This window comes from Flavobacterium cryoconiti, from assembly GCF_048158645.1.
Lineage (GTDB): Bacteria > Bacteroidota > Bacteroidia > Flavobacteriales > Flavobacteriaceae > Flavobacterium > Flavobacterium cryoconiti.
This window is the reverse complement of record NZ_JBLNKW010000002.1, coordinates 28,104-41,819: the sequence shown is the minus strand read 5'-3', so window position 1 is coordinate 41,819 and position 13,716 is coordinate 28,104. Positions and strand designations below refer to the sequence as shown.

10 protein-coding genes are annotated in these 13,716 nt (G+C 33.8%); 9 read left to right on the top strand and 1 reads right to left on the bottom strand.

Annotated elements, in window-relative coordinates:
- Positions 1-62: 62 nt before the first annotated feature.
- Positions 63-1,076 carry a substrate-binding domain-containing protein gene (locus ACM55H_RS03175; RefSeq protein WP_416835462.1) on the bottom strand — a complete coding sequence of 338 codons (1,014 nt, stop codon included), beginning with the start codon at positions 1,074-1,076 and terminating at the stop codon, positions 63-65.
- A gap of 430 nt (positions 1,077-1,506) precedes the next feature.
- Between ACM55H_RS03175 and ACM55H_RS03170 the strand changes: the two genes are divergently transcribed.
- The 9 genes from ACM55H_RS03170 to ACM55H_RS03130 all read left to right on the top strand — a co-directional run bounded on the left by ACM55H_RS03170 (position 1,507) and on the right by ACM55H_RS03130 (position 13,662).
- Positions 1,507-2,520, top strand: a complete 1,014-nt coding sequence (locus ACM55H_RS03170) for a PfkB family carbohydrate kinase (RefSeq protein WP_416835127.1) — start codon at positions 1,507-1,509, stop codon at positions 2,518-2,520.
- Between the two features lie 11 nt (positions 2,521-2,531).
- The gene (locus ACM55H_RS03165) at positions 2,532-2,984 is read left to right on the top strand and encodes a NanQ anomerase/TabA/YiaL family protein (RefSeq protein ID WP_416835126.1); all 453 of its coding nucleotides are present in this window, start codon (positions 2,532-2,534) and stop codon (positions 2,982-2,984) included.
- A 10-nt stretch (positions 2,985-2,994) separates the two neighbouring features.
- Positions 2,995-3,660 carry a beta/alpha barrel domain-containing protein gene (locus tag ACM55H_RS03160; protein WP_416835125.1) on the top strand — a complete coding sequence of 222 codons (666 nt, stop codon included), beginning with the start codon at positions 2,995-2,997 and terminating at the stop codon, positions 3,658-3,660.
- Between the two features lie 11 nt (positions 3,661-3,671).
- Complete coding sequence (locus tag ACM55H_RS03155) at positions 3,672-4,484, top strand: SDR family oxidoreductase (RefSeq protein WP_416835124.1); 813 nt, start codon at positions 3,672-3,674, stop codon at positions 4,482-4,484.
- A 22-nt stretch (positions 4,485-4,506) separates the two neighbouring features.
- Positions 4,507-5,670, top strand: a complete 1,164-nt coding sequence (gene uxuA / locus ACM55H_RS03150) for a mannonate dehydratase (protein WP_416835123.1) — start codon at positions 4,507-4,509, stop codon at positions 5,668-5,670.
- A 7-nt stretch (positions 5,671-5,677) separates the two neighbouring features.
- Complete coding sequence (gene uxaC / locus ACM55H_RS03145; RefSeq protein WP_416835122.1) at positions 5,678-7,099, top strand: glucuronate isomerase; 1,422 nt, start codon at positions 5,678-5,680, stop codon at positions 7,097-7,099.
- Positions 7,089-8,450 carry an MFS transporter gene (locus ACM55H_RS03140; RefSeq protein ID WP_416835121.1) on the top strand — a complete coding sequence of 454 codons (1,362 nt, stop codon included), beginning with the start codon at positions 7,089-7,091 and terminating at the stop codon, positions 8,448-8,450. The genes uxaC and ACM55H_RS03140 overlap by 11 nt, the downstream gene beginning before the upstream one ends.
- A 585-nt stretch (positions 8,451-9,035) precedes the next feature.
- Positions 9,036-11,984 (top strand): SusC/RagA family TonB-linked outer membrane protein, encoded by a 2,949-nt coding sequence (locus ACM55H_RS03135; protein ID WP_416835120.1) that lies wholly within the window; start codon positions 9,036-9,038, stop codon positions 11,982-11,984.
- Between the two features lie 25 nt (positions 11,985-12,009).
- Positions 12,010-13,662 carry a RagB/SusD family nutrient uptake outer membrane protein gene (locus tag ACM55H_RS03130; protein ID WP_416835119.1) on the top strand — a complete coding sequence of 551 codons (1,653 nt, stop codon included), beginning with the start codon at positions 12,010-12,012 and terminating at the stop codon, positions 13,660-13,662.
- The last annotated feature ends 54 nt before the right edge of the window (positions 13,663-13,716 follow it).

Sequence of the window (13,716 nt, the reverse complement as noted above, 5' to 3'; positions counted from 1 at the left end):
TTCTAATTTGTATCACCTTTTTTCAAGCTCCGATTAGCTTATAGATTATAAAAATTAGTATTTTAAATATTTTCATGGTTATTGGAAAAATTCTCCTTAATAATTATTTCCAAAGGCATATAATAAGTATTTTCAACATTTTCTTTGAGTATAATTTTTTTATATAAATATTCAACACCCAAATAACCTTGTTGTTCCGGTTTTTGATTTATTAAAAAATCAATAACCCCATCTTTTAGATATTTTACATTTTCCTGTAATAAATCATAACCGACTAATTTAATGTGATTTAGTTTATTTTTATTTAAAAATTCAGCAACAATATATGATCTTGAATTTGGAATAAAAATGGTATCAATTCCTTCAAACATTTTTAAGTTTAGTTGTTTTTGTCCGGAGTCTTTCAATCTAATTTCTGAAAACTTAAAGTTAGCAAATTCTTTATGATCTTCAAAAAAAGAATAGAATCCCTTAATTCGTTGCAGATATACGGAGGTACTTTCTATTTCGCGAGTAATTTTTATTATTAAAACATTATTTTCCAAAGGCGAATTATAGCAAACTAGTCTTCCTGCGAGATACCCACTTTGAAAAGCATCTTGACCTATATAGGCAAAACTGTCAACTTCTTTTATATTAGAGTCAATCATGACTACCGGAATATTTTTCTTTTTACATTGATTTAAAAATAAAATTGATTCCTCATGAAAGATAGGAGCAAATAAAATACCATCATATTTTTGCTCTAATAATTTTGAAGCTATTTTTTTGAATGAATTTGAGTTGTATTTGTAATAATAATAATCTAGAGTTACTCCAAATTTTTCAAATTCATTTTCTGCTCTTTCAATACCATTAATTGGAATTTCCCAATATTCAAGGCCCTCATTTTTAGGTAAGAAAACTGCAAATTTGAACTTTTTGTTAAAAGCGAGACTGCTTGCAAAAATGTTCTTTTTATAGCCATATTCTTTTATAATGGCATTAACTTTATCAATGTTCTCTTGTGTAACTTGTCCTCGATTATGTATAATCCTATCTACTGTTCCCTCAGAAACAGCAGCAAGTTGAGCAATTTTTTTAATTGTAATAATAATCGTTTAGTTTAAGGTTATGATAAAATTTCACTTTTCATAAGTGAAATCAAAAATAATGTTTTTTTTTAATTTACAAAAGTCTTAATTGTATCATTGGTTAAGAAAAAAATCAATACTTATCAATGCATAAATATTTTTTATTTCTTTAACATAATATAATATTTTTTTGCATGATTGAAATTTTATTATATATTTGTCATGTTCCGTGTCCGTACACGAATTGATTTTTATCTTCTTGATGATTAATTTAAGAGAGAATACTTTTATTTTTCTCTCTTAAAAGTAGACAAATATATTAAAAATACGTGTACGGACACGTATTTAATTATTTCTATAGTTTTTTAGTCATAATAGGTTTAAATGTAATTTAAAATAATCGCTTTAAAGATCAAATAAAAAATTAAATACGATGATTAAGAAAGTTGTAACTCTAGGTGAAATTATGTTGAGATTGTCAACACAAGATCATAAACGTTTTGTTCAATCGGAAACATTTGATGCCACTTATGGTGGAGCAGAAGCTAATGTTGCAGCTGCTATGTGTAATTATGGGTTGCAAGGGACTTTTATTACAAAAGTGCCTGATAACGCTATTGGTCAATCGGCAATTAATCATTTACGACGTTTTGGTGTAGATACTCAATTTATAGTTAAAGGAGGTAATCGTTTGGGAATTTATTTTTTGGAACCAGGCGCTTCTTTGCGAGCCTCTCAGGTTATTTATGATAGAGCAGGATCTTCCATTACTGATTTTAATATAGAGGAGTTTGACATTGATGCTGTTTTAGAAGGTGCCCAATGGTTTCATACGAGTGGGATTACTCCTGCCTTGAGTGATAAGGCTGCAGCATTAACCGAATCTGTTTTGAAAGCTGCAAAAGCAAAGGGGATTACTACCAGCATCGATATTAATTATAGAAAAAAAATATGGAGTAAAGAAAAAGCTGCTGAGGTATTGAGAGGAATTTGCCAATATGTGGATGTTTGCATCGGAGCTGATACAACTTTGGGTTTTGAACCAAAAGAAAGTGATGTCGTAGATGGTAGAATTACTATTGCCGGTTTTAAGGATATTTTCAAACAAATGAAAGAAAAGTTTGGATTCAAATTTATAGCCACTTCTTTACGAGAAAGTCATAGCGCGAGTGATAATAGTTTTAGTGCTTTGGTTTATGATGGCTCTGAATTTTACGAGACCAAGAAATATGATGTCAGAATTGTAGATCGTGTTGGTACAGGAGACTCTTTTGCAAGTGGTTTAATTTATGGTCTGGTAACGGGTATGTCAACGCAGGATACTGCTGAGTTTGCAGTTGCTGCCAGCGTAATTAAACATACTATTCCTGGGGATCTTAATCACGCATCTTTAAATGAAGTGTTAGATTTAATGAAAGGTGAAGGAAGTGTTAGAGTTCAACGATAAAAAATGCATTTATGATTATAGATACTTTAGAAAATGCTTCAAAATATTTTAGTATACATCCTTGTTTTAAGGAAGCATTTGAATTCATTAAGAACCATAACAATTTTGAAAAAACAGAAGATGGTACTGTTGGTGATTTTGAAAACGTAAAGGCATTTGTAGCAACATTCCAAGGAGTGTCTAGAGAAACTGCTTTGTCAAAGTTTGAATGTCATGATAAGAATATTGATATTCAGTATTGTATCAAAGGAAAAGAAACTTTTGGATGGAAGTCCAGACAGAAATGTGTACTGCCTAATGGTGATTATAATTCGGAAAAAGACGTGCGATTTTTTAATGACGCACCTGATTTTTTTTTCGAATTAGCAAAAGATCAATTTGCTATTTTTTTTCCAGAGGATGTTCACGTTCCCATGATTGGAGCTGGAGAAATTAAAAAATTAGTACTAAAAATTAAGATATAAACATAAGGAAATGAAAAATATCCAACAAGTAACAGATACTATTATTAAACAGGGAGTACTGCCTTTGTATTTTAATACAGATGAAACAGTAAGCATAGAAGTGCTTAAAGCGATCTACAAAGCGGGAATAAAAGCAGTAGAATATACACACAGAGGAGATACAGCCTTAAATAACTTTAAAGCACTTGTTCAATTAAGAAATTTAGAAATGCCCGATTTGTTACTAGGTATTGGTACAATCAAAAAATTGAACCAAGCTAAAGAATATCTTCAAGCGGGAGCTGATTTTATAATAAGTCCTGGTTTTGTTCCCGAAATTGCAAGCTATACACTAAGTAATGATATTTTTTACGGGCCAGGTTGTATGACCCCTTCGGATATTATTGCTGCTGAAAATGCTGGGATACGATTCGTTAAATTATTTCCCGGGAACATACTTGGAATAGAATTTTTGAATACGATTAAAGATGTTTTTCCAAATCTTTTATTCATGCCTACTGGAGGAGTTGATGCAACTAGGGAAAGTATTGAAGCTTGGTATAAAGCAGGAGTTTGTGCAGTGGGTATGGGTAGTAAATTGATCAGTAACACATTAATGGATGGAAAGGATTATCAATCTATTGAAAATAATACCATTACAGTTTTGAATTTAATTCAAACAATAAAAAACAAATAAATAATATAAGCATGAATGATTTATTTAATCTAAAAGGAAAAGTGGCACTTATCACCGGTGGTGGTGGTGTTCTAGGAAGTAATATGGCTATTGTATTAGCTAAACAAGGGGTTATAACAGGGATCATGGGGCTCACATTAGAAGAAGCTGAAGCTACCGTTGCTAGAGTAGTTGCAGTAGGAGGTGAAGCCTTTGCAGTAAAATCTAATGTGCTGAACAAAGAAGACCTGGAAGCAACAAGAGATTTTGTTATGGAAAAATACGGTCGTTTGGATATTTTGATTAATGCAGCAGGGGGAAATATGCCTGGAGCAACGATTGGTCCAGATCAAGCGATTTATGACATGCAATTGGCTCATTTGCAAAAGGTATTGGATTTGAATATCATTGGAACCATGCTGCCTTCCCAAGTGTTTTCAGAAATTTTTGCTAACCAAAAATCAGGAATTATCATCAATATTTCATCTGCATCTGCTCAAAGACCTTTGTCTAGAGTGGTGGGTTATTCGGCTTCAAAAGCAGCCATTGATAACTTCACTAAATGGATGTCAGTTGAATTAGCTGGGAAATACGGCGAAGGACTGCGTGTAAATGCAATTGCGCCAGGATTTTTTATTGGTGAACAAAACAGAGCATTATTACTTTCTCCAGAGGGTGATTTGACACCAAGAGGAGAAAAAATAATTGAACACACTCCAATGGGAAGATTTGGTGTTCCAGAAGATTTAGATGGAGTTCTATTGTTTTTATGCAGTGACATGTCCAAATTCGTAACTGGAATCGTTGTTCATGTTGATGGTGGTTTTGCAGCTACAAGTATTTAATAAAATTAAAACGTTATAAGTTATGGAACAAACATGGAGATGGTACGGACCAAATGATCCTGTGAAATTATCTGACGCTAGACAAGCTGGTGCAACCGGAATTGTTACTGCCTTACACCATATTAAAAATGGACAAGTGTGGGAATTGGATGAAATCATGAAGAGAAAAAATGAAGTGGAAGCTGCAGGATTAACTTTTTCAGTGGTAGAAAGTATTCCAGTTCACGAGGATATCAAAAAACAATCGGGTGATTATTTGAAATATATAGAAAACTACAAGCAAAGTATTAAAAACTTGGCAGCGTGTGGTATTTATACTGTTTGCTATAATTTTATGCCCGTTTTAGATTGGTCTAGAACTGATTTGTCTTATGAAATGCCGGATGGCTCTAAAGCACTTCGATTTGACATCAATGAATTTGCTGCTTTTGAATTATTCATTCTAAAAAGACCTGGAGCAGAAACTACTTATTCTGAAGCACAGCAAGTAAAAGCGAAAGCTACTTTTGAAAAGTTAACCAATGCTGATAAAGTAAAATTGCAACAAAATATTATTGCAGGTTTGCCCGGTGCAGAAGAATCCTATACTGTTGAAGATTTCTTAAAAGTACTTCAAGGGTATGATGGTATTGATGCCAATAAATTGAAAAAAAATTTATATTATTTCTTGCGTGAAATCATTCCAGTAGCAGAGAGTGTAGGCGTTTTAATGGCTATTCATCCGGATGATCCTCCTTATCCAATTTTAGGTTTGCCTCGAGTAGTAAGTACCGAAGCAGATTTAATACAATTACTAAATGCAATTGATTCACCGTCAAATGGATTTTGTATGTGCACGGGGTCTTACGGAGTTATTGCTAAAAATGATTTGCCGGGTATTATAGATCGTCATGGAGATAAAATGAATTTTATTCATCTTAGAAGTACCCAACGTGATGCAGAAGGAAATTTCTATGAAGCCAATCATTTAGAAGGTGATGTAGATATGTATGAAGTGGTAAAATCTATTCTAAAAAAACAAAAAGAAACGAAAAGAATCATCCCAATGCGTCCTGACCACGGACATCAAATGTTGGATGATTTAAATAAAAAAACAAATCCAGGCTATTCAGCAATTGGTCGTTTGAGAGGTCTTGCCGAGTTGCGAGGTCTAGAAATGGGAATTGAAAAAAGTCTATTTAATTAAAATAGTTATGTCTAAAAAACCATTTATTTCAGACGATTTTTTGTTAAATAGTCCGACAGCAATTACGCTTTATAAAGAGTATGCTAAAACGCAACCTATTTTAGACTTTCATAATCATTTGTCTCCAAAAGACATAGCAGAAGACCGCCAGTTTGAAAATATCACCCAGATGTGGATTGAAGGGGATCATTACAAATGGAGAGCTATGCGAGCAAACGGAATTGATGAAAAATACATTACAGGTGATGCAACTGATTTGGAGAAATTCAAAAAGTGGGGAGAAACAGTTCCGTATACTTTAAGAAATCCATTGTACCATTGGACACACATGGAGTTAAAAATTTATTTTGGAATTGAGGAACTTTTAAATGGTGAAAATGCGGAAACTATTTTTAATACCTGTTCAGCCTTATTGCAGACTCCAAATTTTAGCGTCAAAAATTTATTGCGTAAAATGAATGTAAAAGTAGTAGGAACAACTGATGACCCTACTGATAATTTACAGTATCACAAACAGCTTCAGGACGATAAATTTGAGATAACGGTTGTTCCTACTTTTAGACCTGATAAAGCTGTTAATATTGAAAATAGAACAGAATTTTTGGGATGGATTGCTAAACTTGAAAAAAGCGTAGGCTATGTTATCAATAATTTTGAATCTTTTGTGAATGCTATCCAGCTTCGTCATGATTTCTTTCACGAAATGGGAGGTCGTATATCTGATCACGGGCATGGAACTTATTATGCTGAAGATTTTACGGTAGATGAGGTTGCAGCAATTTTTGATAAAGCAAGGGAAGGGAAAAAGCTTAGTGATTTAGAAATAGACAAGTACAAATCAGCTATGCTTTTGAAACTGGCATTAATGAATAATGAAAAATCCTGGACACAACAGTTTCACGTAGGTGCGATTCGAAACAATAACAGCAGAATGAATCAGGAATTAGGTCCTGATAACGGTTTTGATTCTGTTGGATCTCCAAATACTGCCGAAAAAATGTCTCGATTTTTCGATACACTTAATCTGGCTAATGGATTAACAAAAACTATTGTTTACAATCTTAATTCGAGTGAAAGCGAGATGGTGGCCGCAATGGTAGCTAACTTCAATGAGGGGCCAATTCCCGGAAAAATGCAATATGGGGCTGCTTGGTGGTTTTTAGATCAAAAGCAAGGAATGGAAAATCAGTTAAATGTGTTATCTAATTTTGGGTTATTGAGCCGATTTGTTGGTATGGTTACTGATTCAAGAAGTTTTATGTCTTTTTCTCGTCATGATTATTTCCGACGCATTGTATGTAATATGCTTGGGGATGAAATGGAAAAAGGATTGCTTCCGGATGACGCTATTTTTATTGGTAAAATGGTTGAAAATATTTGTTTTAATAATGCTTTAAACTATTTAAAAATAACCACAAATGAACACTAAAATTAAAAATTATCGTTGGACAATTTGTGGACTCTTATTTTTTGCTACGACAGTCAATTATTTAGACAGACAAGTACTTAGTTTATTGGCTCCAGCCTTATCGAAAGAATTTAATTGGTCCAATACTGATTATGCTAATGTTACCGCAGTATTTCAATTTGTTTATGCAATATCCATGCTTTTTGCGGGTAGGATTATCGATAAATTAGGAACAAAATGGGGCTATATTCTGGCAATTTCTATTTGGTCAATTGGAGCTATAATGCATGCGTATTCAATCGCTATTGGAGGTATTTTTACCAATATTTTGGCTTGGGTTGGAATCAGCGCAGTTCCTATATCGATTGCGGGTTTTATGGTTTCCAGAGCAGTTTTGGGTTTTGGTGAGTCGGGAAATTTTCCTGCGGCAATTAAAGTAACAGCTGAATATTTTCCAAAAAGTGAACGTGCTTTGGCAACAGGCATATTCAATTCAGGTTCAAATGTTGGTGCTATATTAGCACCACTAACGGTTCCGTGGATTGCGATGCATTGGGGTTGGCAAAGTGCCTTTATAGCAGTTGGTGCAATAGGTTTTATGTGGATTTTATTTTGGAATGCTTTATATGAAAAACCTGAAAATCAAAAGAAATTATCTAAAGAAGAATTTGATTATATCTCTGGGGAAAATGACGCTACTATTATTCAGATAGTCGAAACAGAAGAAAAGGTTGCTTGGATTAGATTATTAGGTTATCGTCAAACTTGGGCTTTTGTATTTGGAAAATTTTTGACAGATGGTGTTTGGTGGTTCTTCCTATTTTGGTTGCCAAAATACCTTGAAGCAGAGTTTAATATGATAGGGACTGCTATCGTTTTACCCTTAGCTGTTTTATATAGCATGACAATGGTTGGTAGTATTGGTGGAGGTTGGTTTCCTGTTTATTTTATAAAAAAGGGTTTTACGCCTTATGACGGGAGAATGAAAGCGATGTTAATCATTGCCTTAATTCCGCTGGTGGTATTACTGGCGCAACCTTTAGGTTATATTAGTTATTGGATCCCGGTAATTTTAATAGGTTTTGGAGCTTCGGCCCATCAGGCTTGGTCTGCAAATGTTTATACTACTGTTTCCGATATGTTTCCTAAAAAAACGATAGGTTCTGTGGTTGGAATCGGAGGAATGGCTGGAGGAATCGGAGGGGTTCTAGTTACAAAAACGGCAGGCGCATTAATTGATCATTATGAGGTTTTAGGAGAAATTAAAACGGGTTATACCTTTGTTTTTATTTTTTGTGCAATAGCTTATCTCTTGGCTTGGTCAATTATGAAGTTGTTGGTACCTAAATATGCTCCTATACAGGATTTATAATTTTATAATTATTGATTTTAATAAAAAAGAAGCCCTTAAAAGGCTTTTTTTATGCCTTATTTTTAGAAATAACAACAATATTATGTTTGTTTATTCCTTAAGATTAGATTTTAGAAGAAGATATTTGCCCCTGTTTCTTTTTGAATTTTGAGTTAAAATGCCTCCTTTTTATTGAGTCGTAATTGTTTAGTAGAAAATAAAGTTTGATTATTAATTATTCATAGAAAAAATATAAGTTTATGACTATAAAATTATCATTTTAAGAATTATTTATTAAAAATTAACATTTTTTCAGAATGTAAAAAAGTGTTTTTTGTTGTGATATTGGTACTAAATATCTTTTTTAAGATATAAAAATGGTATATAAGTATATAATTGTACGTAAAATTAAATATAATTAAATTTTTGATTTTATTTTTTGAATAATTAATGATTTTGTTTCTTAAATCAAAAAATAAGGCTTATGTTTGCGCACACGGTTTTGCTTTTACTTTTTTTTAAAAAAATTCGTGTGCCCACACGAAAAATTAAAAAAATAAATTTAATTCCACAAAAAACCAAAAAAAATATTAAACCCAAAAAATTATGAAAAAAACAATTTTAATGTTGTTCCTAGTTTTCTCGTCTATTATTTATGGACAATCTGAAAAAATAAAAATTTCAGGGAAATTAGTAGATGAGAATAATCAACCACTGCCTGGGGCTTCTGTACTTGTAAAAGGTACAAATAGTGGAGCTGTTACCGACTTTGAGGGGTCGTATTCTATACTTGTGGGTAACGCAAGTTCCACGCTTACTTTTACCTATATTGGTTACGACCAAAAAGAAATTGCAGTGGGTAATCAAACTACTGTTAATGTAAAACTAACTCCTACTAATAACACTTTAAATGAAGTAGTTGTTGTAGGGTATGGTACACAGAAAAAATCGGATGTGACAGGGTCTGTTACTTCTTTATCAAAAGAGCGACTTTCTCAACTTCCCGTTACTAATGTGCTACAATCTGTACAAGGGGCAGTTGCCGGAGTAACTGTAACGCAGAGTTCATCTGCTCCTGGAAGTGGAACTTCAGCTCAAATTCGTGGGGCGAGTTCAATTAGTGCTTCTACTGGACCTTTTATCGTTTTGGATGGTATGCCATTTAGTACTACAGGAGGATCTTTAAATGATATTAATCCTAATGATATTGAATCATTGGAAATATTGAAAGATGCTTCGGCAGTAGCCATTTATGGAACTAGGGGAGCAAATGGTGTTATTTTGATTACTACTAAAAAAGGAAAATCAGGAAAGCCAGTGATAAAATTCAACACTTATACAGGTATTGAAACGTTTTCTAATCGAATAAATCCTATGGGACCTGCTGAATATGTTCAAAAATATGCAGACTGGAAGACACAGTCCGGATCTAGGGATACGAATGTTTTACCGAATCTTTTTGAGCAACAAAACTATGCAAATGGTGTAGTTACTGATTGGACTGATCAGGTGGATCAACTAGGGAAAATCCAAAATTATAATGTAAGTATCTCTGGAGGTAGCGAAAGTGTTAAGTACTATATTTCAGGGGATTTATTGGAGCAAAAAGGAGTTTTGAAAGGGTATAACTTTCAACGTGGAAGTCTTCGATCAAATATTAATGCAAAAATAACCCCTTATTTAGATGGAGGAGTAAATTTATTTTTGACAAACAATAATTATGATGGGGGACATTCTAATTTAATGTTGGCGGGCAGAATGAGTCCTTATGGTTCTCTTTATAATGCAAATGGAGGTTATGAAGTGTATCCAATGTTTGGAGAACTTTTATACAGAAACCCATTGGCTAGGTTGAATAGTCCTCGTAACGATAGAAATCAAAATATTACAGCCAATGCCTTTTTTGATTTAACCCCAGATTTTTTACCGGGATTTAAATACAAATTAAATGTAGGCTATACTTTGGTTCCAAGTCAGTTTCAAAGTTATTTAGGCAGAGATACAGGAGATTTATTAGGTACTGCTCTTGTCGCAAATAGCGAAACTAGAAGTATGACCGTTGAGAATATATTTAATTACAACAAAAGCTGGAAAAATCATACTGTAGGAGTAACTGGACTTTATAGTGCACAACAAACTGATTTCTTTTCGTCTACTACAACTGCTTCAGGATTTATTAATGACCAGTTGTCTTTTAATAACCTTTCGACAGCTTCTTCTACATCTGCAAGTTCTCATGGATATAAGTCAAATCTGTTGTCACAAATGTTACGATTAAATTACTCCTATGCCAGTAAGTATCTTTTTACAGCTACAGCAAGGAGAGATGGTTACTCCGCTTTTGGATCTAATTCTTCAAAATATGGTTTGTTTCCTTCGGTAGCATTAGGTTGGAATATCTCAAAAGAAAAGTTTTTAGCAGATTCGGATTTTGTTAGTAATTTGAAATTAAGAGCTTCTTATGGACTTTCAGGAAATCAAGCAATTGATCCAAACGTCACTTCATCAACTGCTAGTACTGTGAGATTGCCTTTCAATGGTGTTAGTACCGTAGGAGTTGTGGCTAATGTATTGGGTAATAAAGATCTTACTTGGGAAAGTACGCTTGGAACTAATGTTGGGGTAGATTTTGAATTGTTCAACAAAAGGATTTCAGGAACTATTGATGCCTATAGTACAGATACCAAAGATTTATTGTTGTTACGTGCTATACCAGTTGTAACAGGTTATAGTCAGGTACTACAAAATTTGGGAGAAGTGTCTAATAAAGGGTTGGAGATTTCGCTAAAAGCTACGGTTCTTAATCAAGGAAATTTTAGATGGGAGGCCAGTGCCAATTTTGCGACTAATAAAAACAAAATTGTTGATTTATACGGAGATAAAAAAGATGACATTGGTAATAGATGGTTCATAGGTAAACCAATTGGTGTGGTGTATGATTACAAACAAGTAGGCGTATGGCAGGTAGGGGAAGACCCATCTGGAGTAGATCCTTCAGCTAAACCGGGAGATTTAAAATTTGCAGATACAGATAAAAGCGGAACTATTACTCCGGCTGATAGAGTTGTTTTAGGCCAGACTGCTCCAAAATGGACAGGAGGGATTACCAATACGTTCCATTATAAAGATTTCCATTTAAATGTTTTCATTCAAACAGCACAAGGAATGACTAAAAGCAATGGCTTGTTGGATTATAGAGATTTTGGAGGCAGACAAAATTTACCTTCAGGAATTGGGTATTGGACAGCAGCAAATCAAAATAATTCAAGACCTGCACTTTCTTATACCAATACAAGAGACTATAATTATCCAAAAGATGCCAGTTATACAAGGCTAAAAGATGTAACGCTAAGTTATGTAGCCAATGCCAAAGTACTTGATAAATTACATTTAGGAGGATTAACGATCTATATGAGTGGTAGAAACCTTGTAACCTGGACCAAATGGTTTGGATGGGATCCAGAAGCTGATTATGATAAAAATATAACACTCGACAATAATAGTTATCCTTTGACTTCTGTCTTTACAATTGGTACTAACATCACTCTAAAATAAGTAATAACTTTTAATAACTTTTAAAATGAAAAATAAAATATATATGCTTAGTCTTCTGATTGTAATGGGAGTTAGCTCTTGTCAGAATGATTATTTAGATGAAAAATTATATTCAAGTTATGATCCTGCAGCACTGAATGATGAGTTGGGATTAAATGCGGCTCTGATTGGTTTGCAAAACCAATATTCAACTTGGCACACATTTTTTCAAACACCTAATAGTACCGGTCAAGGCTGGTTGGGTTGTTGGCAAATAGGTACTGATGTTGCTTATAATAAGTCTCCAGCAGACATGGATCCATGGTGTGTTCCTTTTACTAATTATGCGAATCTTACTCCTACTGATCCAGCAGTATCATATGCATGGAAATGGGCCTATAAAATTATTAATAATGCAAATTCAATTATTGCAGCTGTTGATAATCCTAAAACTATTTTGGCCCAGCCTACTAAAGATAAGATAGCAGCAGAGGCTAAGTTTTACAGAGGATTAGCTTATAATACGCTGGTAACTCTTTTTGGCAAAGTGCCATTGATTACCGTTCCGGTTAGTGGACCAAAGACTGATTTTGTAAGAGCAGAGCTAACTGATTTGAACAAGCTTATTGTAGATGATTTACTATTTGCAAAAACAAATTTACCTACTGTCAATAATGTTAGCAGTAATGTAAAAGGAAAAACGTATTCAAGAGCCCATTCAGCAATGGCTTCCCAAGTATTAGCAGAAGCGTATCTTAGGATGGGAAAAAATGATCTTGCAGAGGCAGCCTGTGATGCGATTATAAATAGCGGTGATTTCAGTTTGATAAACCAAAGATATGGTAGCAAAGCTAATAAGCCTGGAGATGCATTTGCCGATATGTTTATCTATGGTAACCAAAGAAGATCTCAAGGAAACAAAGAGGCCATCTGGGTATTAGAGATTGAAAACCCATCGTCAGTAGTAGGGGGAACAGGATCAAATTTACCTGTAGGAGCAGTCGATGAAATAGGATCTCCACAATACCGAAGAGTATGGGGATCTCGTTACCACCAACAAAAAGGAATGGTGCTTTGTGATTCTTTAGGAGGAAGAGGAATCAGCAGGATTGCCTTGACGGATTGGGTATTGAACAGTCTTTATGCACCTGGTGATATGAGAAATTCAAAATACAATCTAAGAAGAGATTATTATTATAACGACCCGACATTTGCAAAGTTTGGACAAAAAGTAGATATCAATGATCCATCAGTAAATACGCAGCGCTTTATTGTGCCTCAAACAAATAAGTGGAATGAATTTAATCCGAGTGATCCTTTTGGACAAGCGATGATAAAAGATATAATTATCATGCGATTGGGAGAGACCTACTTGCTAAAAGCAGAAGCTCAGTTTAAACAAGGAAAACTTCCTGAAGCAGCCACAACAATCAATATTTTGAGAAGCCGTGCGAATGCCGCTCCAGTTACTGCTGCCGATATTACGATAGATTTTATTCTTGATGAAAGAGTAAGAGAGCTTCTTGCCGAAGAAAATCGTAGAATGACTTTGATGCGTACCGGTCAACTTGTAAATAGAGTAGTAGGAAGAGGTCAAAAAATTACGGGAATTAGTGCCACTAATTTATTATTACCGATTCCTCAAACGGAAATCGATTTAAATAAAGATGCCGCTTTAGGTCAAAATTCCGGATATTAAAAGTTATTTAATTAAAACGAAACAATTTATACCTGTTTCGTTTTAATTATTAAA

Coding starts and splice junctions, on each gene's coding strand:
- ACM55H_RS03170 (WP_416835127.1), top strand. CDS start 1,507: ATGATTAAGAAAGTTGTAACTCTAGGTGAAATTATGTTGAGATTGTCA.
- ACM55H_RS03165 (WP_416835126.1), top strand. CDS start 2,532: ATGATTATAGATACTTTAGAAAATGCTTCAAAATATTTTAGTATACAT.
- ACM55H_RS03160 (WP_416835125.1), top strand. CDS start 2,995: ATGAAAAATATCCAACAAGTAACAGATACTATTATTAAACAGGGAGTA.
- ACM55H_RS03155 (WP_416835124.1), top strand. CDS start 3,672: ATGAATGATTTATTTAATCTAAAAGGAAAAGTGGCACTTATCACCGGT.
- uxuA (WP_416835123.1), top strand. CDS start 4,507: ATGGAACAAACATGGAGATGGTACGGACCAAATGATCCTGTGAAATTA.
- uxaC (WP_416835122.1), top strand. CDS start 5,678: ATGTCTAAAAAACCATTTATTTCAGACGATTTTTTGTTAAATAGTCCG.
- ACM55H_RS03140 (WP_416835121.1), top strand. CDS start 7,089: ATGAACACTAAAATTAAAAATTATCGTTGGACAATTTGTGGACTCTTA.
- ACM55H_RS03135 (WP_416835120.1), top strand. CDS start 9,036: ATGAAAAAAACAATTTTAATGTTGTTCCTAGTTTTCTCGTCTATTATT.
- ACM55H_RS03130 (WP_416835119.1), top strand. CDS start 12,010: ATGAAAAATAAAATATATATGCTTAGTCTTCTGATTGTAATGGGAGTT.